This window comes from Stenotrophomonas lactitubi (assembly GCF_002803515.1).
GTDB lineage: Bacteria > Pseudomonadota > Gammaproteobacteria > Xanthomonadales > Xanthomonadaceae > Stenotrophomonas > Stenotrophomonas lactitubi.
The window spans coordinates 3,635,118-3,658,987 of sequence record NZ_PHQX01000001.1; the positions used below are offsets into that span (position 1 = coordinate 3,635,118).

At 64.9% G+C, this 23,870-nt stretch carries 31 protein-coding genes; all 31 read right to left on the reverse strand.

Annotated features, from left to right (window positions below):
* Positions 1 to 2 precede the first annotated feature (2 nt).
* Entirely contained in the window at positions 3 to 884 is an 882-nt protein-coding gene (locus tag CR156_RS17010) for a hypothetical protein (protein ID WP_100553681.1), read from the reverse strand.
* 8 nt (positions 885 to 892) lie between these two features.
* On the reverse strand, positions 893 to 1,240 hold the full coding sequence (locus CR156_RS17015; RefSeq protein WP_100553682.1) for a phage tail protein: 348 nt from the start codon (positions 1,238 to 1,240) through the stop codon (positions 893 to 895).
* On the reverse strand, positions 1,237 to 3,996 hold the full coding sequence (locus CR156_RS17020; RefSeq protein ID WP_100553683.1) for a phage tail tape measure protein: 2,760 nt from the start codon (positions 3,994 to 3,996) through the stop codon (positions 1,237 to 1,239). Before CR156_RS17020 ends, CR156_RS17015 begins: the two co-directional genes overlap by 4 nt.
* The gene (locus CR156_RS17025) at positions 3,989 to 4,183 is read right to left on the reverse strand and encodes a hypothetical protein (protein ID WP_100553684.1); all 195 of its coding nucleotides are present in this window, start codon (positions 4,181 to 4,183) and stop codon (positions 3,989 to 3,991) included. The genes CR156_RS17020 and CR156_RS17025 overlap by 8 nt, the downstream gene beginning before the upstream one ends.
* A gap of 29 nt (positions 4,184 to 4,212) precedes the next feature.
* Positions 4,213 to 4,635 (reverse strand): hypothetical protein, encoded by a 423-nt coding sequence (locus CR156_RS17030; RefSeq protein WP_100553685.1) that lies wholly within the window; start codon positions 4,633 to 4,635, stop codon positions 4,213 to 4,215.
* 3 nt (positions 4,636 to 4,638) lie between these two features.
* Complete coding sequence (locus CR156_RS17035) at positions 4,639 to 5,394, reverse strand: phage tail tube protein (protein ID WP_100553686.1); 756 nt, start codon at positions 5,392 to 5,394, stop codon at positions 4,639 to 4,641.
* A 36-nt stretch (positions 5,395 to 5,430) separates the two neighbouring features.
* Positions 5,431 to 5,886 carry a hypothetical protein gene (locus CR156_RS17040; RefSeq protein ID WP_243381857.1) on the reverse strand — a complete coding sequence of 152 codons (456 nt, stop codon included), beginning with the start codon at positions 5,884 to 5,886 and terminating at the stop codon, positions 5,431 to 5,433.
* Positions 5,879 to 6,121 (reverse strand): hypothetical protein, encoded by a 243-nt coding sequence (locus CR156_RS17045; protein ID WP_243381859.1) that lies wholly within the window; start codon positions 6,119 to 6,121, stop codon positions 5,879 to 5,881. Before CR156_RS17045 ends, CR156_RS17040 begins: the two co-directional genes overlap by 8 nt.
* Before the next feature lie 83 nt (positions 6,122 to 6,204).
* Positions 6,205 to 6,963, reverse strand: a complete 759-nt coding sequence (locus tag CR156_RS17050; protein WP_100553689.1) for a hypothetical protein — start codon at positions 6,961 to 6,963, stop codon at positions 6,205 to 6,207.
* Positions 6,964 to 7,008: 45 nt separating this feature from the next.
* The gene (locus CR156_RS17055) at positions 7,009 to 8,010 is read right to left on the reverse strand and encodes a major capsid protein (protein WP_100553690.1); all 1,002 of its coding nucleotides are present in this window, start codon (positions 8,008 to 8,010) and stop codon (positions 7,009 to 7,011) included.
* Positions 8,011 to 8,093: 83 nt separating this feature from the next.
* Positions 8,094 to 8,780, reverse strand: coding sequence for a head decoration protein (locus CR156_RS17060; RefSeq protein WP_100553691.1), 687 nt, complete (start codon positions 8,778 to 8,780; stop codon positions 8,094 to 8,096).
* Between the two features lie 2 nt (positions 8,781 to 8,782).
* Positions 8,783 to 10,231, reverse strand: a complete 1,449-nt coding sequence (locus CR156_RS17065; protein ID WP_243381861.1) for a S49 family peptidase — start codon at positions 10,229 to 10,231, stop codon at positions 8,783 to 8,785.
* Positions 10,161 to 11,642 (reverse strand): phage portal protein, encoded by a 1,482-nt coding sequence (locus tag CR156_RS17070; protein ID WP_100553692.1) that lies wholly within the window; start codon positions 11,640 to 11,642, stop codon positions 10,161 to 10,163. The genes CR156_RS17065 and CR156_RS17070 overlap by 71 nt, the downstream gene beginning before the upstream one ends.
* On the reverse strand, positions 11,635 to 11,850 hold the full coding sequence (locus CR156_RS17075; RefSeq protein ID WP_049468117.1) for a phage head-tail joining protein: 216 nt from the start codon (positions 11,848 to 11,850) through the stop codon (positions 11,635 to 11,637). Before CR156_RS17075 ends, CR156_RS17070 begins: the two co-directional genes overlap by 8 nt.
* Position 11,851: 1 nt before the next feature.
* A complete protein-coding gene (locus tag CR156_RS17080) occupies positions 11,852 to 13,939 on the reverse strand; it encodes a terminase gpA endonuclease subunit (RefSeq protein WP_243381863.1) in 2,088 nt (695 codons plus the stop codon).
* Positions 13,914 to 14,417 carry a DUF1441 family protein gene (locus tag CR156_RS17085; protein WP_100553694.1) on the reverse strand — a complete coding sequence of 168 codons (504 nt, stop codon included), beginning with the start codon at positions 14,415 to 14,417 and terminating at the stop codon, positions 13,914 to 13,916. Before CR156_RS17085 ends, CR156_RS17080 begins: the two co-directional genes overlap by 26 nt.
* A gap of 216 nt (positions 14,418 to 14,633) precedes the next feature.
* Positions 14,634 to 14,915 carry a hypothetical protein gene (locus CR156_RS17090; protein ID WP_100553695.1) on the reverse strand — a complete coding sequence of 94 codons (282 nt, stop codon included), beginning with the start codon at positions 14,913 to 14,915 and terminating at the stop codon, positions 14,634 to 14,636.
* A 1-nt stretch (position 14,916) separates the two neighbouring features.
* Entirely contained in the window at positions 14,917 to 15,399 is a 483-nt protein-coding gene (locus CR156_RS17095) for a hypothetical protein (protein ID WP_100553696.1), read from the reverse strand.
* Positions 15,396 to 15,851: a hypothetical protein gene (locus CR156_RS17100; RefSeq protein ID WP_100553697.1), complete on the reverse strand. Its 456-nt coding sequence runs from the start codon at positions 15,849 to 15,851 to the stop codon at positions 15,396 to 15,398. Before CR156_RS17100 ends, CR156_RS17095 begins: the two co-directional genes overlap by 4 nt.
* A complete protein-coding gene (locus CR156_RS17105) occupies positions 15,848 to 16,360 on the reverse strand; it encodes a glycoside hydrolase family 24 protein (RefSeq protein ID WP_100553698.1) in 513 nt (170 codons plus the stop codon). Before CR156_RS17105 ends, CR156_RS17100 begins: the two co-directional genes overlap by 4 nt.
* Positions 16,361 to 16,459: 99 nt before the next feature.
* Positions 16,460 to 17,224, reverse strand: a complete 765-nt coding sequence (locus CR156_RS17110) for a DNA adenine methylase (RefSeq protein WP_100553699.1) — start codon at positions 17,222 to 17,224, stop codon at positions 16,460 to 16,462.
* 628 nt (positions 17,225 to 17,852) lie between these two features.
* Complete coding sequence (locus tag CR156_RS17120; RefSeq protein ID WP_100553701.1) at positions 17,853 to 18,635, reverse strand: hypothetical protein; 783 nt, start codon at positions 18,633 to 18,635, stop codon at positions 17,853 to 17,855.
* Positions 18,635 to 18,787 carry a hypothetical protein gene (locus CR156_RS23000; protein ID WP_165781005.1) on the reverse strand — a complete coding sequence of 51 codons (153 nt, stop codon included), beginning with the start codon at positions 18,785 to 18,787 and terminating at the stop codon, positions 18,635 to 18,637. Before CR156_RS23000 ends, CR156_RS17120 begins: the two co-directional genes overlap by 1 nt.
* Positions 18,784 to 20,532, reverse strand: a complete 1,749-nt coding sequence (locus tag CR156_RS17125; RefSeq protein WP_100553702.1) for an SNF2-related protein — start codon at positions 20,530 to 20,532, stop codon at positions 18,784 to 18,786. Before CR156_RS17125 ends, CR156_RS23000 begins: the two co-directional genes overlap by 4 nt.
* On the reverse strand, positions 20,532 to 20,963 hold the full coding sequence (locus CR156_RS17130) for a hypothetical protein (protein WP_100553703.1): 432 nt from the start codon (positions 20,961 to 20,963) through the stop codon (positions 20,532 to 20,534). Before CR156_RS17130 ends, CR156_RS17125 begins: the two co-directional genes overlap by 1 nt.
* The gene (locus CR156_RS17135; RefSeq protein ID WP_133120104.1) at positions 20,963 to 21,277 is read right to left on the reverse strand and encodes a hypothetical protein; all 315 of its coding nucleotides are present in this window, start codon (positions 21,275 to 21,277) and stop codon (positions 20,963 to 20,965) included. Before CR156_RS17135 ends, CR156_RS17130 begins: the two co-directional genes overlap by 1 nt.
* The gene (locus CR156_RS17140) at positions 21,277 to 21,468 is read right to left on the reverse strand and encodes a hypothetical protein (protein WP_100553705.1); all 192 of its coding nucleotides are present in this window, start codon (positions 21,466 to 21,468) and stop codon (positions 21,277 to 21,279) included. Before CR156_RS17140 ends, CR156_RS17135 begins: the two co-directional genes overlap by 1 nt.
* Before the next feature lie 20 nt (positions 21,469 to 21,488).
* On the reverse strand, positions 21,489 to 22,274 hold the full coding sequence (locus CR156_RS17145; protein ID WP_243382008.1) for a phage antirepressor KilAC domain-containing protein: 786 nt from the start codon (positions 22,272 to 22,274) through the stop codon (positions 21,489 to 21,491).
* 5 nt (positions 22,275 to 22,279) lie between these two features.
* The gene (locus CR156_RS23225; RefSeq protein ID WP_243381868.1) at positions 22,280 to 22,792 is read right to left on the reverse strand and encodes a hypothetical protein; all 513 of its coding nucleotides are present in this window, start codon (positions 22,790 to 22,792) and stop codon (positions 22,280 to 22,282) included.
* Positions 22,792 to 23,322, reverse strand: coding sequence for a hypothetical protein (locus CR156_RS17155; RefSeq protein ID WP_100553707.1), 531 nt, complete (start codon positions 23,320 to 23,322; stop codon positions 22,792 to 22,794). Before CR156_RS17155 ends, CR156_RS23225 begins: the two co-directional genes overlap by 1 nt.
* Positions 23,309 to 23,869 (reverse strand): hypothetical protein, encoded by a 561-nt coding sequence (locus CR156_RS17160; protein ID WP_243381870.1) that lies wholly within the window; start codon positions 23,867 to 23,869, stop codon positions 23,309 to 23,311. The genes CR156_RS17155 and CR156_RS17160 overlap by 14 nt, the downstream gene beginning before the upstream one ends.
* Between the last annotated feature and the right edge of the window lies 1 nt (position 23,870).

The window sequence follows — 23,870 nt, forward strand, 5'->3', positions numbered from 1 at the left end:
GGTCAAAGCTCCGCGTCTGCGGTGAATGCACCACCGCGCAGGTTGTAGGAAAGGCCTTGGACGACCGATCCGGTGAACCCGGTCACATCGCCGCGGAACCCGTTGATGCTGGCGCCCGCAAGCACGATGGTGTTTGTACTTCCTGTTTGCCCATTACCCACCCACGTCGGATAGGCAACGGTGGCGAGCGCCGGTGCTGCTCTCTTGGCCACAGAGAAATTGCACCCGAACATGATGTCCGCGGCATTGAACGTAGCACCGGCAATCTCTGTCCCGTCAACCCGTTCGAAGTAGCGCCTGCAAAGGGCGAGCTCTTGCGCCACTGGCCGGGCATCGAATGCCGTGGCCGCGCTGCCGCGCTCCAGCTGCGGACGGCTGTAGGTGACACCGGTCGCGGTCAGCTGCACCGTCATGTTGCCGCTGCCAGACGGGGTGAGGGTTACACCTCGCCGGCCGCTCCCAGAGGTGATCGTTCCAGTGGCTCCGCCCACACTTACGGTGATGCTGCCGCTGGGGTTCTCTACGCTGATGGTGAGCGGCTGGCCCCATGCCAGCAACGGGGCCTCCACGATCTGCTGCAGCGGCCCGCTCGAATGGGTGAAGACACCGGTAGTGGTATTGATGGCGACGTTGCAGCCACCGGCGCCGGCCTTCCAGCGATCGTAGCCATAGACCCCCGCAGCCAGAGCGCCACCGGCGAATCCGCGCTGGTTGATCGGGCTGCCGCAGTTGATGAGCATGTTCCGGCCGCCAACCGCAATCGCTGCTGCGATTGCGGCATACAGCTCGGTGAAGTTGTCGTTGCACTTCCCGAAAGCAACTGGGAAAAGATCGCCAACCCAGGTGGGGTGCTGGGTAAGAAGATCAATGATTTTCTGGGCCATGTTGGCTCCTATGGCTGGAACGTCTGTTCAAAGGTGCAGCTGATGCGCAGGTAGCCCTCAAGCTCGTCCACGGCGGTCAGCTTTGTGCAGCGGAAAAGCCCTTGCGGTTCGTTGGGTGGTGTCCAGAGAAAGGACTCACCTTGCCGCCGTCGGAGCCGCAGGAACGCCTTGGCCGCGCCCATCTGCTCCTGCTCTCGGTGCCCCCAGAGCTCGAGGTTCCAGATCTGCCTCTCGTTGTTGATGCCGTCGGGCGCTTCCTGTGAGTAGCCGTCCCCGAACGCGACTGCGCGGGTAACAGCCTCGTATTCCACGCTCGGCGGCGCGCTATACACGCACCAGACGAAGATCTCTTTCATGCTCGATATCCCGCGCCGTAGAGGAGCCCACCAGGCCGGAGGTTCTTGACCGCCCACTCGTTAATTGCGCCGGTGAAGCTGTCCCGGATCTGCTTGTCGGTGACCTCGGGCTGGTCGCTCTCCTGCTCGGTGGCGTTGATGTTCAGGTTTCCCTGGATGATCAGCCCACCTGCTCGCCCAGCGCCCGCTGTGGAAGTGCTGACGGCGCCGCCGGTGTCGTACCCCTTCAAGCCCTTGCGCATCGCCTCGACCACATCGACGCCACCAGCGCGCGCAACGTCCTTCTGAGACCACACCACCTCGCCCTTGTGCACGACACCAGCTGGCTCTGTCACTCCTCCATCGCCGGTGTAGCCACCGGTGGAGTAGCCGCCGCCCAGCTTCATGTTCTGGAACAGCTGGTTGTTGATGCTGCTGGTACCGGCGTTGACGGCCTGATTGCCAGCGGCGGTGACGCCACCACCACCCCAGGCGCTGGCAACCGCGTTCACGATGCCCATGATGGCCTGGCGCGCCGCGATCCTTGCCAGGTCAGCAAGGATGGCCTTCGTCATGTCTGAGAAGCTGGCCTTGCCCGTCGTCGTGAACTGCACCCAGGCGTCTTCGAAGCTCCCGATGACAGTGTTGACGACGCCTCCCATCTGTTGAGCGGCGTTACCCGCCTGCTGCTGGTAGTTCGCCCAGGCCGCGCTGGCACCGGCCAGCCAGTTGCCCTCGGCCTGGCGGAGTTCTTCATAGCCATTCCGTATCAGTTGCAGGCGGTCGAGCGTCTTGGCGTGGAGCAATGCCCGCTCTTCTTCGAACGTCACCTGGTCTATCTGGTCCGCGTTCCGCTGCAGGCTCAGCTCCCGAAGCTTGTCCGCCTCAGCGGCGATTGCCTCGTTGATACGCTGCTGAATCTCGTACTCGCGATCTCCCATTCCCACGCGCTGGGCTTGGGTCGTCAGCTGCCGCTGCAACGCTTCATTGCTGGCATCCAGAGCGCTGGCGTAGGCTTTGACCGCGTTCTCACGCGCTTTTGCGGCCGATTCTTCCTCCTTCTTCAGCACTTCCAGCGCACCGGCGCCCTCAATGCGCAGCTTTGCCAGCCGGGCCTCGAGCTCGCCAATCTGACGATTTACGTTGATAGCATCCTTGCCGCTGACGCCCTGCTTCTGCAGGAACTCGATCTGTTGCTGGAGTGACCGGGACTGTGCATCGGTACTCTGTTGCTGGAGATCACGCAGGCGGCTGTAGTACTCGCTGGCCGTAATCTCCCTGGCCGAGTACTGGGCACGTAGCATCTGAGTGCCGGCGGTGATCTGCGCCTGCTCGGCGATCAAATCGTCTTTGTAGCCCTGTAGCCCAGCTGCCCGCGAAGCGGATCCGGTACCGGCTGTTGGTTTCTCGCGGTACTTCTTCTCAATAGCTGCGACTGCTGCGGCTCTGCGCTCTTCGATCACCCGCACTTCTTCCACGAGTCCCGCCGCTGCGGCTTTGCGTCGCACAACGTCCGCTTGCCCATTGATACGTGCGATCTCGTCTTTCTTCTTCTGCTCCTTTGATGCCTGGGAAGCAATGATAGTGTCCTGCTGCTGCACGTATTCGGCGCTTGCATCCTGCGCGGCCTTGACCTCGGCGTCCTTACGTTCCTTGATCAGGTCTACGGCCAGAACCTTGATCTTCTCCGAGCGCTCCTTGATGGACTTCTCCATCGCCGCCAGCGCGATGGGATTCCTGGCCAAGGGCAAACCCCGCTGGTTGCCCGACGCCAGATCGTTCAACTTCGCCAGCTCTCTCTGGTTCTCCGCGACCAGCTGCTGCATCTGAGCGGCCGCGGGCCCGAGGCCGACATTGGCCTGCATCGCCGACCACGCCTTCGTCGCCTCGACCCACAGATCCTTGAAGCCACGGATCACCGGATTCTGGCTGGCGCGGACACGGGCAAGTGCCATCACAGTTTCATCGGCCGCCGCACGGGTGATGACGGTTACAGCGTCCTGGTTGCGGCCCTGCTCCTGCAGCGCCTTGACTTGCTCGTAGAGCGCCACGGTCATGAAGTTGACCTGCTCATTGAGCTTCTGCGAGTTCTTGATCGGGTCTTCGGCAAGCTTTCCATACAGGGCGACCGTATCCTCGATCGCTTGCCCGGTGACTTCCTTCATCGCCACCGCTGCAGCAGCCACCGCCTGCATGTTCTGCGCCGCAATGCGGCCATTCGCACCAACGGCCTGGGCCACCTCCGCACCGGCACCGGCAGTGACGTCCAGCGCGTCGCTGGTGCGCTGCGCGAGGGTCACCAAGGTGAGGGTCGTAGCGGCGGCCTCATTGCGCGATAGCACCAGTGCCTTGGTGTAGGCCTGGGCCTGCTGCTCGGCGTCGTACCAAGCGTAGACCATTAGCCCAACAGCGGCGGCCGACACCGTGACCGGGGTGACCATGCCCAGCACTGCGGATGACACACCCTTCAGCGCTGGCTCAACACCGCCGAAGCTGTCCTTGATCTGCCCGCCCTGCTGCACCAGCACCGTGAAGAAGGGCATACCACCCTGCAGGCTGGTGAAGATGTCGGTGAACTGGGCCGGCAGCTGACGCATGGCCTGCGCCGTCTGGCCCGCAGACACACCGAGGTCGGTGATGCCATTCTTCGCCGGCAATGGCCGGGCCGCCTCGCTGCGCACTTCGCGCAGTTGCCGGGTGAGCACACCCAGACCCTGCCTGATGTCGGCCAGGTCCGCACTGATGCGGACACGCAGATTCGCTGAAGGCTCAGCCATGGGTCATCTTCCCTTGTGTCTGCCCCACCGGGGCGTGGCCACGAAGTGCGGCCAGATACATCTGCCAATCGGCTGCGGGTGCAGCCATGGCCATGCGAGTGGCCACCGCGAATTCCGCGATGCGATCGCGGTCGTCCTGGGCGGCAGCTGCGGTGAAAGCCCGAAGCTGCGCCAAGGTGTATGTCATCACGTCGCGCCGCGAATGCCCGTGGGCGATCAGGTACTGGACGAGGTCGGCGAGGCCGTACTCTCTGCCGCCGGCGGCTTGGCCATCAGCAGCAGCCGCTGCAGCCGGCGGGCAAAAAAATCCCGGTTCAATCCCACCACGGCCTCCAGCAGATCGGCGACTTCATCCAACGTCCCTGCGGCGATCCAGTCCGGCTCGCGGTCGACCGCCACAGCCAAGGCAGCGGCGATCTCCTGCCCGTCCTGCTCGAGCAGATCGAGCATGATTGCGCCAATGGCGGCCGGCTCCGCCGCTTCAACAGCGCCGGCCATCATCGCCACGCGGGCGATGATGGTGCGGCTGGCGGTGATGAACGGGCCGACCTGCTGCAGCCGCAGCGGCCCTACGGCGATCTTCTCGCCACGGAAGGTGACCGTGCGTGTCGGCGGAGTAATGATGTCTTCGTCGGTCACGGCTTACTTCTCCTGCTGCCAGTAGAAATAGGGAGAGATGTCCTGCCCATTAGCCTTTGCGCTGTCCTTCAGCAGCGCGCCCGGCACGCTTCCAGCGCCAAACTCGTTTCCGATCAGGCCCATGCTTTCGATAACGCCGCCGGTGACCTTGTGCGCCACCATGCGCACCATCTTGCCGCCACGGGCCTCGTTGGCACCGTAGAACTGCATCTCGTAGAACTTCTGCGAGGTGACAGCGGCCTCCACGTGGCCCAGGTCAGCGTTCTTGTAGGTGACCTTGACGTTGGGCGTGCCGGCCGGATTGGCCGGGGTGATGACAGAGTCCGCCGGAATGAACAGCATGCCGCGTTCCAAGCGGTAATCCTTTCCCGCCTCGTAGGTGGCAGTGCCGGTTGCAGGCTTGACCGTGGTGATTTCACTGGCCAGGCGAACCAACGGCGCATAGCTGCCCTTCGTCGCCACCACCAGTTCATCGGTCACGGTTCCCGCAGCGATACTGCTGACCTTGCCGCGAGTCGCACGTGCGAAGTTCTCGGGCTTGAAATCGTGGAAGGTGTAGTTGAGGTTGTAGCCGGTCACGCGATCAACGCGGTTGGCGGTGCCGCCGCCCGGGTTCTGGTAGTCGGCCAGCTCGATCGTGCTGGTCTGCGGCGCCAGGGTGTACGCGGAAACGTTGCCGACCTCGAGGAACGGGTCGCTGGTGTTCCACTCGCGGATCAGGACGATGCCTGCGCCCAGGTAGCTGTAATCTTCGGCCATGATGGCTCTCCAGTTGGGTTGCCGCTGAGCGGCGGGTCATTTCTTGGGGATGTGGGTCTGGTAGGTAATCAGGGCGCCGACCCAGCCGGCGCTGGCCTTCTCCGGCATCAGCGGTTCCATGCCGACGTAAACCGGCACCTGGATGCCATCGGGGAAATTGCGCGCCGTCTCGCGGCTGTCCATGGCCGCCTCGATGTCAGTCACCAGGTCGTCCAGCTTTTCCTGGTATGCCGCAGTGTCGGAGGGCACCTTGGCGATGACGCTGACAGTGGTCAGGCGGTGGCTGATCACCTTGGAGGGCGTCTCTGCCCGCTGCTGCTTCTCGATCACGGCGGTGAGCACGGCCAGGCTGTCCTGATCACCCGGAGCAGGTTCCAGCGTCCAGCCGGCGCCGGCGTCAGTCAGGTATCCGTTGGCGATGCTGATCCGCTGCAGGCTCAGACCCATGGCCTCCAGCAGCTGACGTCGCGGGCTGGTGCGTGGCTCAGACACTGGCCACCTCCCACTGCTCTGCAGATGCGTCAGCGCGCAGCTTCTTGACCAGCTTCAGCCTTCGGCCGGCGCTGTCGATGTGCACAACGCCCCCACCCTGCGGCTTGACCTCGCTCAACTGCAGCGTGATCCGGTCGAAGGACGTGGCCACCGGCGCAAGGTCGTCATCGGTGAACTGTTGGACGTCCTCATCCAGCAGCACAGTGCACGGCCATTCCTGGCCATCAGGTGCCACGTAGCGCGCCGTGTCGGCTACGCCCGCGGCTCGGAACGCGTCAAACGCAAGGGCGTCAAAGCCCTGCAGAAAAGCTCTCTGGTTCAAGGCAGCGGCCTCGCGGTTTCCATCGCCTTCTCCAGCTCGCGCTTCAGGAAGAACGGCATCAGCCGCTTCCAGGTGTCCTCGGCCATGCCGTAGATGTCGTAGCGCGGGCTGTAGCCAGCGGTGTTGGTGAAGATGAAGATCGAGCGGACGCCCGAGCCGCGTCCGATGCGCTCGTAGATGCCAGGCCGCAATGCGCCGCGCCGCTTGGTGATCACGAAGTACTCGCCATCACGGTTGTTGCGCTTGCCTCGCCGCCGCTTCCGACTGACGTCTGTCTGGTTCTGGTATCGATCATGCTGGGCGCCCAGCTGCGACAGGATCTTGGTTACCTGCCCAGCCGGCACGTTGCCGAACTGGTTTGACTGGGCACCCCGCCCCATCACTGCAAACTGGGTCGGCGACAACAGACCACGGCTCTGCAGCAGCCGCTCGAAACCTTTCCGACGGCGTTGGCCACCCTCGACTTCCGCCAGCAGGTACTTCGCCGGCGGTGTGCCCTTGAAGGCTTCGTCGCGGATGTAGATCTCGGCATACGGTTGGGCTTTGGTGGCCTTGCGGTACATCGCCGCATTGGTGGTCAGCGGCGTCGGGCGATCGAACACGCGGTGCGCCTGACGCTTCCACCGCTCGCGGATCTCGTAGGCCACCTTGTTGGCGGCCTGCGAGGCGGCGAACGGCAACTGCGACTGCTCCAGCTCCGTGAGCTGCCGGCCGAATACGTTGTCGGGGTCGACCCCGATCCTGATCTGGGCCATATGACCTCCTGCCTGGCCCGCCGAAGCGGGCCAGGCACTACTGGCTTACTTCGCGCCAGCCTTCAGGCGGATTACCGCGTCCGGTCGGGTGTTGATGTTCAGCGGGTTGGACTGGCTTTCCAGCTCGATGCCCTTGTCCATACGCAACTTGGCGGTCTTGGTGTAGTACGGCAGACCCTTGGTGCGAACAGTTTCCAGGTAGTCCGCCGGCGCGAATCGGGTCAGGAACATGTCCGGCACGCCCAGCGGGAACGCGATGGCTTCGCCGTCATTGAGCGCGAGCTTTCCACCGGTGCTGCCCTGCAGCTCTTCGAAGGTGATGTCACCGAAGACGAAGCCCTTGCGCAGGTCGCCGCGCAGCGCTGCACCATCCTGCCAGCGCTTGTAGGCTTCCTCGACGTCAGGGTGGTCGATCAGCGCATCGAAGAAGCCAGCACTGCAGAACACATGGATGCCGGTGTAGGGCACCCCGCCCAGCTTTTCCTCGATCGCACGCTTGATCGACACCACTTTCGAACGGACCTTGGTGTCGGGCTTATTCAGCTCCATGCCGATGGTGGCCTGCTGGACACCGAATTCATCGTAGAAGTCCACGATGACCGATCCGTCGGCGTCCAGCAGCTTTCCGCGAAGGGCGCCCATGCGGTGGTACTCGATGGTGTAGTCCAGGTCGCGCTTGTGGATGACCTGGAGACCGTTCACCAGCGACGCAACGTTGGTGCCTTCCGGGTCGGCCGGATCCCACACACCCAGCAGCTGATCGGCCATGACGGTGGAACGCTGCGGAAGATGGGTGGTTTCCAGGATCTTCACTTTGCCGCGGTCCAGGCCCTTGGGCTGACCGGGCGAACCGCGCGGCACGTTGGGCACCAGCACCAGCTTGTTGTCCTTGATGCCGATCTTGACGAGGGTAGTGCCGACCAGGCCATCTTCCTGGAACAGGCCCATCTCGGAAATCCGCGTGTTGATGCGCGGCAGGTTGTTGATGTGGGCGTTCAGGGCATCGAAGCTCAGCACGCCCAGCGCCAGAAGGGTCTGCAGATCCATGGTTATTTCTCTCTCGAAAGGGGATACAAAAAAGCCCCGCCGAAGCGGGGCCTGTAGTCAGCTGGTTGTGGTGTAGTCGGCGATCAGCCGCCGGCTGCCGCGATGGTGATGGTGTCGGTGGTCGCCTCGTCCAGATCGGTCGCGGTCACCTTCAGCGTGTAGTCGCCAGCGGCGCTCAGAGTGGCCGCGTCCCAGGTGATGACACCGCCCACTGCAGCCTTGGCACCGCCGCCGGCCAGGTTGCCAGCACCGGTGGCCTTGGCCAGGGTGGCGCTGATGGTGCTGCCGGTGACCAGAGCGCCGAATATGTCCTTCACGTGCGCAACGATCGGCGGCAGAGCTTCGCCGACGGTGCCGGTAAGCGGAGTGGAGACGAACACCAGGTGATCAGCAGCATTCGATGCGATGGGCTGCTGGGTCCAACGGGTGATGATCCCCGACTCGGCCAGGCTCAGCGCGGCCAGCAGCTTCTGGTCATCGGTGACGCCGCTGGCCCAGATCAGCTTCTCGCCGAATACCTCGGCATCGCGCGCGATCGCCGCGCCCTTGACGGCCAGACCGTCGGATTCGGTACCGGTGTCGACCGCGCCATACAGCACCTTCACTGCTGCGGCGCCGTTGGTGGCCACGGTGTTGTCGGCCTTGAGCAGCGTGCCGGCGGCCAGCACGCCCTGCCCGGCAGGGAGGCGGATCAATTCACGGCTGCGCTCGCCGCCTGCTTCGGACAGCAGGAATTCACCGGTGCGGGTGCCGGCCAGGGAGATTTCCATCGTCAGTTACCTCGTTGCTTGTAGATGTGATTGGGGTTCAGCTGCGCCTTGATCTCGGCGGCTCGTTGGTCGGCTTTCGGGGCCGGGTGTGCGGTGACGACCTGGGTGCTACGGCCTTCCTCCGCCTTCATCGACAGCAGCTGTGCACGCACCGTGTCGAGGTCGGTGTTCTTCTCGATGAAACTGGCAGCCAGGCTGTCGTCACCGCGCAGCGTGGCTGCGCATGCGTCCTGTACTGCCGTCGCATATTCGATGGCGCTTGCTGCAGCCTCGTCCTGCTGCAGCGGCCGACGCAGTACCGCCATCGCCAGCACCGCTGGCAGATCACTTGCAGCCACAGCGGCGGCCAATTCCGCCGCCTGAACCGCAGGGCCGGTTGCTGCTGGCACCACCGGGGCCTGAACCGCAGCCGGAACCGCAGCCGGAACCGGAGGCAGCTGCACAACTGCGGCCTCGGGGTCATCGTCGGGCGCGTCGTCGCCCTCGCTGAAGGGATCAGGCGCTCCGCCGGCACCAAGATGTGCAATCAGGTCATGCCAGGTGCCAAGGCGGGTGGCAAAACCCACATCGACTGCGGCTTGGCCGCGGTAGCAGGCCGCCTCGGTGGCGTGTACCGCCGCGGCATCCATCCCGAGGTTCCGCGCCACGGTGTCCACGAACATGCTCCGCATGCCCTCCAGATCAGCCATGGCCGCCGCATGGGCTTCCTCACTGAGCGGGAAGTTTGGGTTGAAGTCGACCTTGCGCGCCCCGGCAAAGAGCGGGGTCACCTTCAATCCGATCTGGGCGTTGTTGCCGCTCCAGTCGTGGTGGTAGCAGACCACGCCTACCGATCCGACACCGCCCGTGCGACTGACCCAGATCTCGTCGCAGGCCGACGCCAGCGCAAAGCCGGCGGAGTACGCATGGTCGTCCACCAGTGCGTACACCGGTTTGCGGCCTCGGGCCTCGAAGATGTGGTCGACCAGGTCGAAGCATCCCGAGGCCATGCCGCCCGGCGTGTCCAGGCGAAGGATGATCGAGGTGACCGCATCGTCCTCGAGCAGTTCGTCGAACGTATCGCGCACTGCCGCGTAGCTGACCGGCCCAGGCCCACTGGCACCGGGCATCGGGCGGTTCACCATTGCGCCGGACAGGTTGATCACGCCGATCACATTCTGGGCGACGCCAACGGCCTGACCATCCGACCCGCTGGCTTCAAACCGGTCAGCTTTGAGCACGCTGTCAGCGCTGGTGATCTTTCCTTCCAGGTAGCCGCCGACCAGCGCCTCGCCGATAGCGGGCTGCACCAGCAGCGGCTGATTGAGGACCGCGGCAGCGAGCGATGCCACCACGGGTGCGCGGCTGCCACGACCCAGAATTCGGGCCAACAGGCCTGGCTTACTCGTCATCGTCATTCCCTTCATCGTTGTTGGTGCCAGAAGCACCGGGTTCTTCGTCTTGCCGCGCACCAGATGCGTTCGTTCGCCTCGGGTCGCTGTCGTAGCGCAGCCCTGCGGCGTCGGCGCGCTCGTTGTCCTGAGCCTGCTCGGCATCGACCTGTTCGGGATCCTCACCGGCGCTCAGCACGACCTTGCTGCGCGACTTGAAGCCGGCGCGCACGGCCTTGAGCTCGGAGGTCACGTCTTGCACCGGATGGCTCCAAGGCCACCCCTCGGGCACCCACAGCGTTTCGGTGACGTCATCGCGCAGCGCTGCATATCGCGGCACCTTCAGCAGGCCGGTCAACACGGCCTGATCGAAGAAGGCATCCCGAACCCGCTGGCAGAACATGGGGATCATGTACAGCCACTGGTCCTGCTCGATGACGCGGCGGAACTCGTTGAGGATCAACCGCAGCGCGCGGTCGGACACGTTGCGTAGGTCGCCAGTTAGTACCTCGTAGGGCACGTCCTGGCTCGCGCAGATGGCGAGCAAGTGGCCACGCAGGAACTCGGCGTAATCCGAGCCCGCGCTCGGTGGGTCAGCAAAGTCGATCTTGCGTCCCGGCGGCAGCTCCTGCAGCGTGCCAGGCTCCAGCCCGCCGATTGCGGTGCCGTCCGGATCTTCGCCCGTGATCAGGTCACCGACGGCCTCACCCTCTTCGCCTTCACTGTTGGCTTCGGTGGTGATGAATCCGGCGAACAGGTTGGCCAACGCCTGGCGTTCCAGCACCGCGTCATCGAGACGGTCCAGGTTGAACATGCGCAGCAGCGCTGGGGCCGAGCCCGGCACACCGCGTATTGCACCTGCCCGGTTGGGCCGGTACAGATGGAGCACCTGCTCGGCCGGCACGCGGACCAGCTCGTTGCCGTTGACGGTCATCTGCAAGTCGCCCGGGTGTTCCCGGTACATCCAGTAGGCGACACGGCGGCCGATGCGGTCGACCTCAATGCCCTGCCGGATCACGTTGCCATTGCTGGCTACTCCGTTGTAATGCTGCGGACACTGCTCCGACTCGATCAGCTGCACCTGCAGGGGGACAGGCAGTCCATCCTCAGGCAGGCGGAACCGAATGCGGGCAAACACCTCTCCCGCCTCCTTCCATTCGCGCCAGCCCAGCGCCTGCAATCCACTCCAGTCCAGCACACCATCGGCATCGGCGTACTTCGCCCAGCGCAGCCACAGCTTGGTGACCTTCTTCTTGTGCTCCTTGGTGCCCCAGATCGGCTTGGCCTGGATTCCGGTGGCGATACCGTTGGAGACGCTCTTGTTGAGCGCACTGACCATCCACGGGTCATTCCGGGCCAGGTGCCGGGCACGCGCCAACAGCGTGGGCAGACCCAGCAACGCGGCATTCGGGCCCAAAGAGGTGGGGCGGAATGTCCGCAGGCGGCGGCCGTTACCGGCCGCACGGTAGGTGCTCTCGGAGATATCAGACATTGCCGGTCCCCGACTGGTAGAGGCGCACGATCCGGGGGCGACGGCGCGCCCCCGCAGGTCCGCCCAACTCTTCGCGCATCTGCTTCAGCAGCTTCCGCATTTCGGACAGGCTCTGGTACGTCACGGTGCGGTCGGCGTATCGGACGCTCAGCACGCCAGCCGCGATCGCGCCCTCCAGCTTGGCGACCTGCTCTTTGGTGAATGCCATATCAACGTCCCAGGTACTTGCTTCGAATGACGGGACGGCGGCGAGCACGCGGCGGTGGCGCCGGCGTCACATCGTCTGCCCTCACGTCGGGGTTGTCGTCCCACGCCGCGGCCCACGCCGGTGGCGTGTCCCACTTGATGGCCGGCACCTTCAACCAGAGAGCCAGGCCCTCGGCATAGCCGGTAAGGTCGAATGCCTCGTTTCGGCGGCCGGCCAAGTTCTTCCAGCCGTTGACGGTCCGCGACTCTGCTGTCAGCTCGGCGTAGAACGCCTCTGGCAGCCAGTCGGGGAAGTGATAGAAGCCGGGCCCAGGTTCTGCGCGCTTCACGTTGGCGTCGACGGTGTCCTTCAGCCGGTCCACGTTGAGCAGCAGCTGCGGCACATCGCCCTTTGACCCGGATTTTCGGTCACGGCGTTTGCTGCTGTCGGGGAACGTCTCGCGGAACAGGCCGGCCTCGCGCCGCGCTTCACCCTTGATCAGACGCACTCTGGCATGCAGCTTCCGCTCCTTCAGCGATCGCCAGAATTCCAACGCGCGCACCGACGTGCCTGACTTGCCGCCCCAGTCGATGCCGACAGCACGCACCGGCATGCTGCGGCCGGTGTCGTCTGCCAGCGTGTAGCGCCTGCTGATTACTTTGTCGACCAAGCGTTCCCAGTCCTCCAGGTACTTCGGCGGATCCAGCGGCAGGAAACCGCCCGACCCGTCTTCGCGCTTGGAGGTGCGAAGGGTGAAGGAATCCACCACCCAACGCTCAAGCTGGCCTGATTCACCGATTCCGAACCCCAGCACCAGCACCACGAAGCGGTTGGCCTGAACGTCGACAGTGCCAATCAGAAAGCGCACGCCGGGAGGAACCGTCCCGGTCGGCCAAACCTCTGCCCGCTCCTGCATCTCGCCCGGATCACTGGCCGACCGCGCAGCCATGGGCACGTAGTTGATTGCGCCATCGACGTTGTGCGTCGTCTTCAGCGGCCGCTCTTCACCCGTGGTAGCGAATGTTCGCAGCGCCTGAAAGTAGCGCTCGACCAGCGATTCCCACGACTGATACGCCGCCGCCACACCGCCCAGCCAGTAGCTGGCGATGCGCGCCTCAGGCCGGTCGCCGGTAACAGTGCCATCAGCGTGGACGATCTGGCCCTCGGCTGCCCAGACGCCGGCCCGATTCATACCGTCCTTCCAGCGATGCTTCAGGCCAACCCCACAGTGGGGGCAATGCAGCATCGAGTAGTGGCGCGCCATCTTCTGCACGTCATCCAGCACGACCCGCTCGAGGAGTTCGTCCATCGGAGGAAGCGCAAAGCCTTCATAGCCTGGCGCCGCCTGGAAGCGCTCGCCGCACTCCGGGCACGGCCAGTACCAACGGCGTCGGTCTCCACGCGCATACAGCGCGGCGATGCCGGCGGCCGGTGGCCCTTGATGCGGGTTCTGCGGTTTCCACGCACCATCGGTGTAATCGGTCGCCGGACTCGACTCGGCCACCACCATGCCGGCAGACATGTAGGTCTGCGTGCGCTTCAGCGCCAAGCCGAAGCACTCGTCGATGGCCAGATCGCCGGTGTAGTTGTCCACGTCCGTCATCAGGACGTCATGGATGTCCTTGCCCGAGAGCACCGACACCGACGGCCAGCCCATGCGCAGCGACATACCCGACCGAAAGAACTTCAGCAGAATGTTGTCGTCGTGCGCCCTGGGGCTGAGCCGCGAGCGCAGCTCGGGACTGGCCGAGATGCTGCGGGAGATTCGCGTCTTGCTGTAATCCTCGGCCGCATCCTTGGACATCTGCACAACCATGGCATCGGCCGGGTTGCAGGTGATCAAATATGCCAGGCGCGCATCGATCAGGGAAATCGTCTTGCCAGACCGTGCTGGGCCGACGAACACCACCGCCTCGTAATGGCGACTGCCGGTCGTATCGAGCGGCTCGACCATGTAGGGCGTGGTGTCCGGATCCCAGCCGCCAGCGGCGCCGGCGGCATTGGCCACCTGCAGCACCCGTGCGCCCTCGCTTACCCGGATTCGGCGCGGCGGCCGGATCATCTCGGCAACGCCGAGGCGCACGCTACGCGCTGTCGCGTACGTCGTCATCGGTGATGCCCTCATACATGGATTGCCGGACGCGATCGCACTCGTCCTGGACCTTCACCACCTGCTCTGGCGTGAGCCCTGCTTTGCGCTCGAGCACGTCAGGCAGCGTGTCGAAGAACTGCACGACCTTCTTCACCAGCTCGGCGTAGTCGGCCTCGACCTCGGCCGCCGGCACCAGCTGCCCAATGGTCGACTCGACCTTCAGGCGTTCGTTTTCCGACTGGTAGAACGCGCGCCGCTCCATGGGTGGAAGGTCGCGAGGATCGACCACACCCTCAGCGCCGAACGCCGCGGTGCTTGGATTGACGAGCGCGGCCGCCGCGTCGGCCAGGCGGTAGACGTCATGCCCGGCTCGCTTGGTCAGCGGCGGAACGCCGGCCTCTTTCAGGCGCTTGCCGGCCGTTCGGCGGTCCATGCCGAACTCATCCGCGAGGCGGGCCACGGACCAGCCTTGGGTGAATTCGCGGATGTCAGCCATGTCCTACCCGATGTACAGCCTATTCAGCCCTGAAAATGCGGTTTCTCCCGGGAAAATCCGCCAAATACGTGACCTGTGGTGGAGCACCATAGAGGCCGAAAAACTGTCAATTACCGGGGTCCGAATTCCCCCTGGTTGCTGTGGATAACCTCAGGGGCCCCCGCTCTCGTGGAACATCGACCGTGAAACGCCGCTCCCGCAAGAATCCTCACGGGTTCAGTTACCCGTCTCCGCAGCCGGCTTGCCCTGCACCTGGTTGATCGCATCGAACTGCGCCTCGTATTGCACCAAGCAACGCTTGCGGCCGTTGCTTACATCGAACACCGCCGAGGGCTTGCCGTCCCGCACCCAGCTGCAGCGCTTGGTCAGCGCGGCATCGATGGGGACATAGGTGGCCACCGGCACTTTGATGACGGCCGGCGCAGGTGCGTTGGACTTGGCAGGTACGCCCTGACATGCGGCCAGCAACGCAGCTGTGACAACCACGATGGTGCGCATGTCAGTACCCCTTCAATGCTGGGCAGGCGGAATCAAGCAATTCCAGCGCCGCCTTGCAGGTGTCGGGCCGCTGCTCGTACCGACCACGCCAGGTGGACGCCTCCTTCTCGGACGCCTCGATCTTTCCGGCCAGGGCCTGCAGCGCCGCAGCGCTCTCCGCCTTGAGGGCTTCCAGCTTCTCGGCCTCTGCCCGCAGTGCAACGGCGACCTCGGCGAGCCGCTGATCGCGGGTATCCACGTCGGCCTGCAGTCGGGCGGCATCAGCCTTCCAGTCGGACCGGACCTTGACCACCTGGGCGCTCAGGTCGCGGATCTTCTGCTCTTTCTCCCAAGCTGTCAGGCCGGACACCATGCAGCCAAAGGCCAGCACGGCACATACCAGCTTGACCTTGCTCCCGGGCTTCCTGAGCCACTGCAGCGCGTCAGCGGCGGCGCCGATGACCAGCTCCCACGCCGCACGCAGGAATCGAATTAGCACGCTCATGGCTTATCGCCTCCGATGGCGCCGGTGGCTTTCTCCACCATGCGCACGTAGCCGGGCAGCAGCCGGCGGATCAGGACGCCCGACAGGCCGGCCAGCGGCAGCTGCGGCGCACCAGCAAGAGCAGGCCAGATCGACGCAGCAACGGCGATGACCCATGCGGCCACAATCGCGTACGCCACCACCGCCACCGCCAAGGCAGCCCAGCGCGCGGCCGTCTGTAGGAACCGGTGGCCGCGGCGGCGATTGGCGTCAGCGGCTACTCGCTCGGCGTCCTTCTCCGGCAGCAGCAGGACGCCGATCAATGCACCGGCCATTGCCACCAGCAGCACCGACTGCGGCACGCCCAGGATGATTCGCTCGGCTTCGCGCAATGCGTCTGCCGTCGCCGGCGCCACCACCGCAGCGGTGAACGTCCCAACGAACGTTTTCAAGGTACTCATCGGCTCGGTCACGGCGCCACTGCCCCGCCAGCCTTGCGGTAGGCAGCCAGCAGCTTATCCAAGGCGTGCTCAGGCTGGCCGTAGCCTGCGCCCGGCAGGCTTGCCCAGATATTCCGCACCTTCGCGATGGCTTCCACGATCCGGCCCGACTGGATCAGTGGCACTGCGCGGCGCTCGCGGATCAGCTGGATGGCCCAGAGATCCTGCGACAGCGGCCCGAAGTCCTGCAGCTTCAGCAGCTCGCGGTAGTGGGCATAGTCCTTCAGCATGAACTGGTAGCGGCCAGATGCGTTCGAGGTCAGGCCCTTGCTGTTGATGGCCTTCGACTTCCGTCCTCGGGAGAACGGGTGCACCGAGTAGTCGGTGAAGATCTCCGGCACACGATCGGCACCGGTCACGATCACGTCGTAACCCTGGTTCTTCGTAGCCGGGCTGGTGCTGGTGCCCTCGGACCAGGCCAGCATGTCCAAGAAGGCGACGACGTTGGTGCCGCCTGCCTGTTGCGCGGTGATCTTGGCCATCAGGGGTTCCTGCAGAAGGGTGCCCGCCCCGCTGCCGGCTGGGCGCGAGGGTTGATCCGGTCGGGGAACGGGCAAAGAGAACGCCGAGCCGTGGCCCAGCTACGTGGTGTAGATCAGCTCAGTGCGTGCTACCCCAGCACCGCCGCCGACCGTGTATCGAATAGGGACACTGACGCGATGGAATCGATCGAACAGCGCGCGCATCTGTGGATGGTCGTTGATGGTGAGGATCGCCCTACCCTTCAACGCGCCGATCACGGCAGCCAGCTGCTCGTACTCTTCCAGCGGGAATGCCTGGCCATAGCCGGTAGTCTGCCAGTACGGCGGGTCCAGGAAGAAGAGCGTCTCGGGCCGGTCGTACTTTTCAATGCACCGCTGCCAGGACAGCTGCTCGATCACCACGCCATGCAGCCGCATGTGGGCGTCGCTCAGATCCTGTTCCAGCCGGAGCAGGTTGATGCGCTTGGCGCCAGTCGGGCCCACCCCGAGTGTTTGGCCTTCCACCTTCCCGCCAAAGCTGAGCTTCTGCAGATAGTAGAACCGGGCAGCGCGCTGGATGTCGGTCAGCGTGTCGACGTTCTGCAGCTGTGCCCACCGGTACATCTCACGACTGGTCAGGGACCAGCGGAAGTGCCGAACGAACTCGTCCAGGTGGTTCGCCACAACGCGGTACAGCCGTACCAGTTCGCCATGCGTGTCGTTGAGCACCTCGATCTTCGCCGGCGAGCGTTCGAACAGCATCGCAGCACTGCCGGCGAAGGCTTCAACGTAGCAGGTGTGGTCCCGCTGGTTGATAAGGGGCAGCAGGTGTTTCACCAGGCGCGTTTTACCGCCCGGCCAAGGGAATAGGGTCTTTGTGTTCAAGTCTCAGCTGTTGCGACATTTGTTAAGCAAACTGCACGCGCTCTCCGGAGAGCGGCAGGGCTTAGGCCAATGGCACGCGGCTGAAACGCGTGTACTGCGGCGACGCCCCGGTGCTGGCAGGCATCGGGGCGTCGCTCTGTTTGATGGTCGGGCTTCGCACCTCAGAAACGACGAACCGCAGGTCACTGGACCTCCCGAGTCCAGGCCTGCGGCCGTTGAGTGCGGGTTGATTGGAACCTCGCCCACGGTACTGATTGAACAACAATCCTGGTTCCCGCTGCAACTGCGGTAAGGTTCCTTACCGCAGTCGACCGAATGCGGTAAGTTTCGGGTCGAATGCGGTAATGTTGCTTAATTCAATCTCGGCATTAACAGGGGGTGTTTGTGGTGGGCTTCACGATCAATTTTACGAATGTCACAGTCGTTGCCGACGAAATCTCTCACTTTGAACTCAATGAGAACGTGTATCGCCTCGATGTGTACCTGAAGAACGGAAAGGAACTTTCTTTCCCTCACAAGAACTTGGACGAGGCCAGGGCCGCATTCAACTCATTGAAGGCTGGTATGGCGTTTGCTGGGTACGATGGGCACATGGTCGGCTGAAGGTCTGCGATTCCTCAGAGTGGTTCTAGCTTGAACCACTCTGAGGCCCGTTGAACACTCTGCCACTGAATTCCTTCCGCCCATCTTCCAGTGCCTGGCGCAGCGTTGTCGCAGCGATCCCGTACACGCGCAGGTAGTCGCCCTTCCGCATCTTTGCCGCCTTGGCCGCATCCTGTGCTGCGATCTTCGCTTCGGGCCACACCAGGTCGTTTATCGCGTCCTGCAGCACCAGCCTCATGCGCCAGCGGTCAGCCGGGTCATCCATTCGCAGCGCTGGCTTTGCGCTGCTGTGCCGCTGCCACTGAATCTGCCGCATCACCCTCCTGGCCAGTGAACGCCCCAGCGACGACAGAGACACTCCCTGTCCGCGCAGAGCGACTGCCAGCACTGCCTGTTTGGCCACTGAGTCGCGCATCATGCCGACCGCCCCAGCGATGTCGGCGGCGGTCAGCGGCGGCATGGTTGATCTGCCATTCGATGGCTCGCGGAAGCTTCCGCCGACCAGCATGCGCGCGACCAGCTCAAGCGGGTCACGCTGCAGGGTGGGTTCTGGCACCGGCACTCGGCCGCGCACCACCTTCGCGGCTGGCGGTGCCGGAGGCACGTGGAGTTTGTGCCCCCACGCCTTGGCCGCCTGAACTTCCGCATCTGCGCCGACGCACAGCTCACCCTGGGCGCTGCAGCGCGCGCATACGACCTGCGCGGTGCGGCGGCTGCCGGCGTTGCCCCGCACGCGCATGCGCACTTTGTCGCTGCCGCAGTTGCCGCAAGGCGTCAGGGCTACCGCGGGCGCGCCCACTGCCGACATCAGGCCACCTCGCAGGCGCTGACCCAGCGGGACCGGCCGTCGAGCCAGACCTCCCACAGGTTGCCGTCGACCTTGCACCTGATGGGGCCCTCCTTTCCTTCCAGGTACAGGTGGTGGGTTGCCTCGTCCAGGCTGAGGAATTGAGGAATCATCGGGAGGTCTCCATGGTTGTCACGTTCGTTGTTTCCAGGGCCACGCCCTGCTGTTGAAGGAACTGCTGGGCCAGCGCGCGTAGCTGGTTCTCGCCAACGTCCAGGCGCTCCACCAAGTGTTCACCGGGGCTGCGCACACCTTCGATCTGCTCCCGCTTCACCCCGAGCACGTCCGACACAATCGGGTCGCTGCCACTGTCGGACAGCAGGAAGTAGGCCATGACCGGCTCGGTCTGGCCGTCGCGGTGCACGCGGCCGATGCACTGCTCGTGCACGCCGGGCGACCAGTCCAGCTCGCCGAACACCACGGTGCTGCACACGTGCTGCAGCCCGTCGATGCCAGCACCAGAGCGGAGGCTTATCAGCATCACCTGACTGTCCCCGGCGATGAATGCCTCCTTTGCCGCCTGCTTCTGGCTCGGCGACTCGCTGCCGGTGTACATGACAGGGTTGTAGGCAGCCAGCTTCTCCTGCCAGATGCTGTAGACCTCGCGGTGCCACCCGAATAGCAGCACCTTCTGGCCGCTCTCCAGCAGCAGCCTGACGAACTCGGCCACGTAGGGTGCCTTGGCCACGCCGGTCGCCTGCCGCAGCAGCCGGTCAAACTCACCAGCGGCCTGCATCTTCTCGCCACGGTACTGCTCGTTGGCCCGGAGGATGATCCGCGCCAGCGCAGCGGCGTCACCGGTGATGGCGTCCAGCGCCTTGGCGTCGGCCTCGACCTCGTGCGGGATCTTCGACAGCGCGGGCAGCTCGCGCCCCACTTCCTTTCGCGTGCGGCGCAGCATGATCCCTTGGCGCCGCAGATACTGGCCGAACTGCTCAGCGTCCTGCAGCTTGGCCTTCTCCCCCGGGGCGGAGATGCACCATTCCCGGAGGAACTCGTCATAGGTGCCCAGGCAGCCCGGCAGCAGCGGATCGACCACGTGGAAGAACTCGCACCCGTAGTTGTAGATAGGGGTGGCGGTCAGGCCCATGCGTAGGCGTGCCCGGCTGGCCAGATGGCGGCAGGCCCTGTGGATGCTGCTGTCCGGGCTGCGCAGCTGCTGGCATTCTTCGAACACCACGTACTGCGCGATCTCCCCCAGCGTCTCGGCCCAGCCACGAAGCTTGTGGTAGCTGACCAGGATCACGTCTGGCAGCGTGTCCCAAAGATCCTGGATGCGCTGTTTAGGCTGTCGTACCAGCGGATACGGTGATCCCTTGCGGATGTGGTGCACGCGCAGCTGGGGCGCGAACTCGGCCAGCTTCTCCGGCCAGTGATTCGGCAGCGCCGCCGGATACACAACAACGGCGGGCAAGTTGCCCGGCGTGGCCATCGGGCAGATGCCGGTGACCGTCTTGCCGAGGCCAAGATCGTCGGCCAGCAGCAGCCCGCCACGGATGGACAGCTGAGCCCCCGCCACGCGCTGATACTCGCGCGGCGGCTTGGCCAAGGTGAATTTTGGGATCTGCACGCGGCCGGCCAGCAGTTCGCCCAGGCTGCGCTCCATGTCCACATGCTCGTCGGCCAGCTGCTGCAGCGCGCGCTGTGTGTCGGCATCCATCGACAGCGGATAGCGCTGCGTGAACCACTGCAACTCCCGGCTGTTCTCTGGCGTGGCCGACAGGTCGATGTGCTCGGCTGCGTGCTGCCGCACCCGAGGGAACACGCGCTTCATCCGCGCGCGCACCTGCGGCTCGCAGATCACCCGCCAGGTGCTGCCGGCGGCGCTGTACAGGAGGGTTCCATAGGTCGTCTGCATCACAGTGCCTGCCTCTTCAGGCGAATGATGTTGAAAGGCTTGCCCTGCCAGGCCGGCCGGGCCACGAGAGGGCGTTCGCCCCAGCGTTCGGTGGTGGCCAGCAGCACCCCGCGCACTTGCGGCAGGTTGATGTAGCGCCCCACCTGCCGCAGGGCATCGGCGAGGGAGCCAGCCACCTTCACCTCGATCACCATGCCGTCCAGCCAGAAGTCAGCGCGGTTGCTGGCGTCCAGCCGGTACTCGCGCACGTGCGCATGGCCAGCCTTGTCCAGAACGTTGGCCAGAACCTCGTGCAGCTGGACCTCCGACCCGTAGCGATACCCGAACCCCGCGAGCAGGCGACCGATGCCTTTCAGCTGCAGCTGCTCTTCCTGGGCCGTGCCCGGCTTCACCGACGCAACTGCCGGCCGATTTATGATCACCCCGCCCATCACGGCACCTCCGGGCGCACAGCCAGCGCAGCCGCCCACGCATCCTGCGGTTCGCAATCATCAATCGCCCGCACCTTGCTGAACCATGCCTCCGCGAAGGCCACCGCCATGTCCTCGGTCATCACCTCCGGCACCAGCACGTAGCCCGTAGGTGGCGCGAGGGCTGCAGTGATCACCTCGATGGCATCGGCGCCTGTGAGGCGAACATCGGCGGGACGCTGCTCCAGAATCTGCGCGCCAAACTCGCCGGCCCAGCCGCGCAAACGCAGCATGTTGGCGATCATGCCTATCGCTCGCTTCTCAGATGCGTCCATCAGGCCGCCTCCGCGTCGTCGTCGTCGTCCACGTAGCACAGCAAGTGCGCATCCCATGCTTCTGCCAGGTCCTCCCCTGCAGCGTGGGACCAGCCGGCATCCACTGGCCACATCGGCCAATAGTCAACCTTCACCATCTGCGAGCCATCGAAGTATCGACCGAAGGTGATGTGCGGCTTCGAAATTCCCATACCTCTGATTGGCTTCAAGCTCATGGGCATGCCTCGGAGACCAGCTGCAATCCGGTCGCCGCATCGGCCTGCGCCCAGGTCATCTGGCCGCGATCGATGCTCTCTGCCAGGCGCGACAGGCCCTTGGCGGTCACCAGCACCTGTTCGTGCACGCGCTCCTGATCGCCCTCGCCCCGCTGCACACAGGCCTTGTGCACCAGCACGCCCTGCTGCAACCGGTTTTGGTAGGCCAGCCAGTTCTTGCTGCCGGCGCGACGGTAGATCCAGCTGTGCTCGGACAGCCAGGCGAACAGCTGCCGCGGTTGGACCTGCAGCATCTTGGCCGCGGTGCTGATGTTGAATGCGCCGTCGGCCTGCGTCAGCCGCAGCAGCGCGCGGACCTGCGGTTCCTGGTACTGCACGCGCGCCTCGAGGATCTCTGCCTTCTCGCTGTAGGACAGCAGCAGCGCGCGCAGGGTCGCAGGGTCAGTAAGCGCCTGCATGGGGTCGGGCGCCGGTGCGCCGGCGGCCAGCGCGTCGTAGGCGCGGATTACCTGCAGGCTGAAGCTCGGGCTGATCCACATGGCATATGCGTAGACCAACTCCCGCACCACGTAGCTGCCGCCGTAACGCCCCGCCACCGAGTGGACCGGGTAAACCCGGGATTCCCCGGAGTTAGCCAGCTCGGTGATCAGCTCCTCGGTCTGCTTCAGCCGCTGCCAGTCGCTGGGCTGGTGCCGCTTCGCGCCACCGGCAGCCTGGTGCAGATCGTTCAGGCAGAACCTGCCCACGTCGTCGCGGCGCACGGTGGCACCGCCAATCATCATTGCGTTCAAGCGAACACCTCCGTTTTCCAGCCGCCATCGGTGGCGCGCTGGACTGCCAGGAATCGGAATGGGTACATCTCGGCGGCCACCTTCACCTTCACGCGGGCGTCTTCTTCCCAGTAGCCCTTGACCTCGTGGGCTTCCAGTTCGCCGGCGGTCGTCATCACAAAGAAGTCGATGGTGAGATGGGTCTTGTTGGCCAACTTCAGCTTCACCGACTCGAAACGGAACCAGGCGATCGCGCCCGCATGCAGCTGCTGCTGCAGGTACTCGGCATAGGCGGCCTCGGTCTTGTTCATTTCCCCAGGCACATGACGCGGCCGGCCGCGCGCCACTTTGCCGGCGGCGTTGCCGCTGCTTTCGGACTTCGCCACTGCCGCTGGCCGATAGGCGCGCGCGGGTGCCGGCGGTTCAAGAGCGGACGCGGGGACCTTCTCGAACAGCCTGCGCATGCCTTCTGGCATGTCCTGCGGGGTGGCGTAGCGCAGCGCGCGCCGTGGGCTCGACTTCGGAGGCATCAGACCGACGCCTCTGATGCGCCCCAAACGCGCATCGCGCGCTGGCGGAACGCTTCGAACTCCTGCCGGGCGCGCCGCTGCGCCGCCTGGTGCTCCCGGTCCATCTGCTCGAGCATGCAATCGAACTCCACGTTGAGCAGTCCCATCAGCTGCTCCATCGACAGGCCGCCGCGTGTGCGCTGGCCGGGCACGGGACCCAGCATCGGCATGGCCAGCTGCTGCTGGCCCGATGGCGGCAGTGGAGCCCGCTCAATGCGACCAGCGTCAGTGGCTGCCCACGTGGCCACCGGCCGACCGTCGCGGACGCTATCGCGGTTCTCGCATCGGCGTACCAGGCCTTCGCCATCCAGTTCCCGCAACAGGCCAGCGGCCGCCGCCGTGCTCAGCAGCATCGCCTCGCGCGGGGCACCGGCTTCCAGCGCGGCATTACCCATCAGCTCCAACGCCTCGGCTGCTGTGCTCTCGCCATGGATGCCCAGGCAGAAAAGGATCAGCTGCCGCTGGTAGGCCCGAATGTCAGCCGGCTCCATGCATGCCCCCAAAACCCAGCTCAGCAGCCGCCTGCGCCATGGCGCTGCGCGCCGCATCGCGATCGCGCACCACCTGCGGCTCGGGTTTCGGCGCGGGCAGTGCGGCCGCCGGCGCAGGCACGGCGCCGCCGTCCATGACGTGCTTCACCGCGCGCTCGTAGGCGTTGGCAAGCATGCGCTGTTGCAGCGCGCCGCTCTCGGCCGTGGCGTAGGCGTGCAGGTCCAGCTTCGACCGCACCAGCACGGTAAAGCCGCTGTGGGCTTGGCCGGGCCGCATCTGGCCGTCGACCTCGGCGAGGGCTGGAACGCCGAGGCACATCGCACGGAACTGCCCGGGGTTCGGCGGCCACTGCAGCGCGCTGCGCAGGCAGTTGGCCAAGCCGTCCGCCACCTGCCGTGGGGTGATCCCTGTCATCACCTGGAACCACAATTCACCGGCGGTGGTCAGGCTGCCGGCGTTGTTCACCGGGGCAGAGCCGTTCTCGCGTACCCACTTGCCGGGGAACATGCCGGCCATGCGTTCCCAGACCGTCCACAATGCACTCACC

Excerpts from the sequence above, each read along its gene's own strand:
- CR156_RS17010 (WP_100553681.1), bottom strand. The coding sequence starts at position 884 with ATGGCCCAGAAAATCATTGATCTTCTTACCCAGCACCCCACCTGGGTT.
- CR156_RS17015 (WP_100553682.1), bottom strand. The coding sequence starts at position 1,240 with ATGAAAGAGATCTTCGTCTGGTGCGTGTATAGCGCGCCGCCGAGCGTG.
- CR156_RS17020 (WP_100553683.1), bottom strand. The coding sequence starts at position 3,996 with ATGGCTGAGCCTTCAGCGAATCTGCGTGTCCGCATCAGTGCGGACCTG.
- CR156_RS17025 (WP_100553684.1), bottom strand. The coding sequence starts at position 4,183 with ATGACATACACCTTGGCGCAGCTTCGGGCTTTCACCGCAGCTGCCGCC.
- CR156_RS17035 (WP_100553686.1), bottom strand. The coding sequence starts at position 5,394 with ATGGCCGAAGATTACAGCTACCTGGGCGCAGGCATCGTCCTGATCCGC.
- CR156_RS17050 (WP_100553689.1), bottom strand. The coding sequence starts at position 6,963 with ATGGCCCAGATCAGGATCGGGGTCGACCCCGACAACGTATTCGGCCGG.
- CR156_RS17055 (WP_100553690.1), bottom strand. The coding sequence starts at position 8,010 with ATGGATCTGCAGACCCTTCTGGCGCTGGGCGTGCTGAGCTTCGATGCC.
- CR156_RS17060 (WP_100553691.1), bottom strand. The coding sequence starts at position 8,780 with ATGGAAATCTCCCTGGCCGGCACCCGCACCGGTGAATTCCTGCTGTCC.
- CR156_RS17070 (WP_100553692.1), bottom strand. The coding sequence starts at position 11,642 with ATGTCTGATATCTCCGAGAGCACCTACCGTGCGGCCGGTAACGGCCGC.
- CR156_RS17075 (WP_049468117.1), bottom strand. The coding sequence starts at position 11,850 with ATGGCATTCACCAAAGAGCAGGTCGCCAAGCTGGAGGGCGCGATCGCG.
- CR156_RS17080 (WP_243381863.1), bottom strand. The coding sequence starts at position 13,939 with ATGACGACGTACGCGACAGCGCGTAGCGTGCGCCTCGGCGTTGCCGAG.
- CR156_RS17085 (WP_100553694.1), bottom strand. The coding sequence starts at position 14,417 with ATGGCTGACATCCGCGAATTCACCCAAGGCTGGTCCGTGGCCCGCCTC.
- CR156_RS17090 (WP_100553695.1), bottom strand. The coding sequence starts at position 14,915 with ATGCGCACCATCGTGGTTGTCACAGCTGCGTTGCTGGCCGCATGTCAG.
- CR156_RS17095 (WP_100553696.1), bottom strand. The coding sequence starts at position 15,399 with ATGAGCGTGCTAATTCGATTCCTGCGTGCGGCGTGGGAGCTGGTCATC.
- CR156_RS17105 (WP_100553698.1), bottom strand. The coding sequence starts at position 16,360 with ATGGCCAAGATCACCGCGCAACAGGCAGGCGGCACCAACGTCGTCGCC.
- CR156_RS17120 (WP_100553701.1), bottom strand. The coding sequence starts at position 18,635 with ATGTCGGCAGTGGGCGCGCCCGCGGTAGCCCTGACGCCTTGCGGCAAC.
- CR156_RS23000 (WP_165781005.1), bottom strand. The coding sequence starts at position 18,787 with ATGATTCCTCAATTCCTCAGCCTGGACGAGGCAACCCACCACCTGTAC.
- CR156_RS17125 (WP_100553702.1), bottom strand. The coding sequence starts at position 20,532 with ATGCAGACGACCTATGGAACCCTCCTGTACAGCGCCGCCGGCAGCACC.
- CR156_RS17130 (WP_100553703.1), bottom strand. The coding sequence starts at position 20,963 with ATGGGCGGGGTGATCATAAATCGGCCGGCAGTTGCGTCGGTGAAGCCG.
- CR156_RS17135 (WP_133120104.1), bottom strand. The coding sequence starts at position 21,277 with ATGGACGCATCTGAGAAGCGAGCGATAGGCATGATCGCCAACATGCTG.
- CR156_RS17140 (WP_100553705.1), bottom strand. The coding sequence starts at position 21,468 with ATGGGAATTTCGAAGCCGCACATCACCTTCGGTCGATACTTCGATGGC.
- CR156_RS17145 (WP_243382008.1), bottom strand. The coding sequence starts at position 22,274 with ATGATGATTGGCGGTGCCACCGTGCGCCGCGACGACGTGGGCAGGTTC.
- CR156_RS23225 (WP_243381868.1), bottom strand. The coding sequence starts at position 22,792 with ATGCCTCCGAAGTCGAGCCCACGGCGCGCGCTGCGCTACGCCACCCCG.
- CR156_RS17155 (WP_100553707.1), bottom strand. The coding sequence starts at position 23,322 with ATGGAGCCGGCTGACATTCGGGCCTACCAGCGGCAGCTGATCCTTTTC.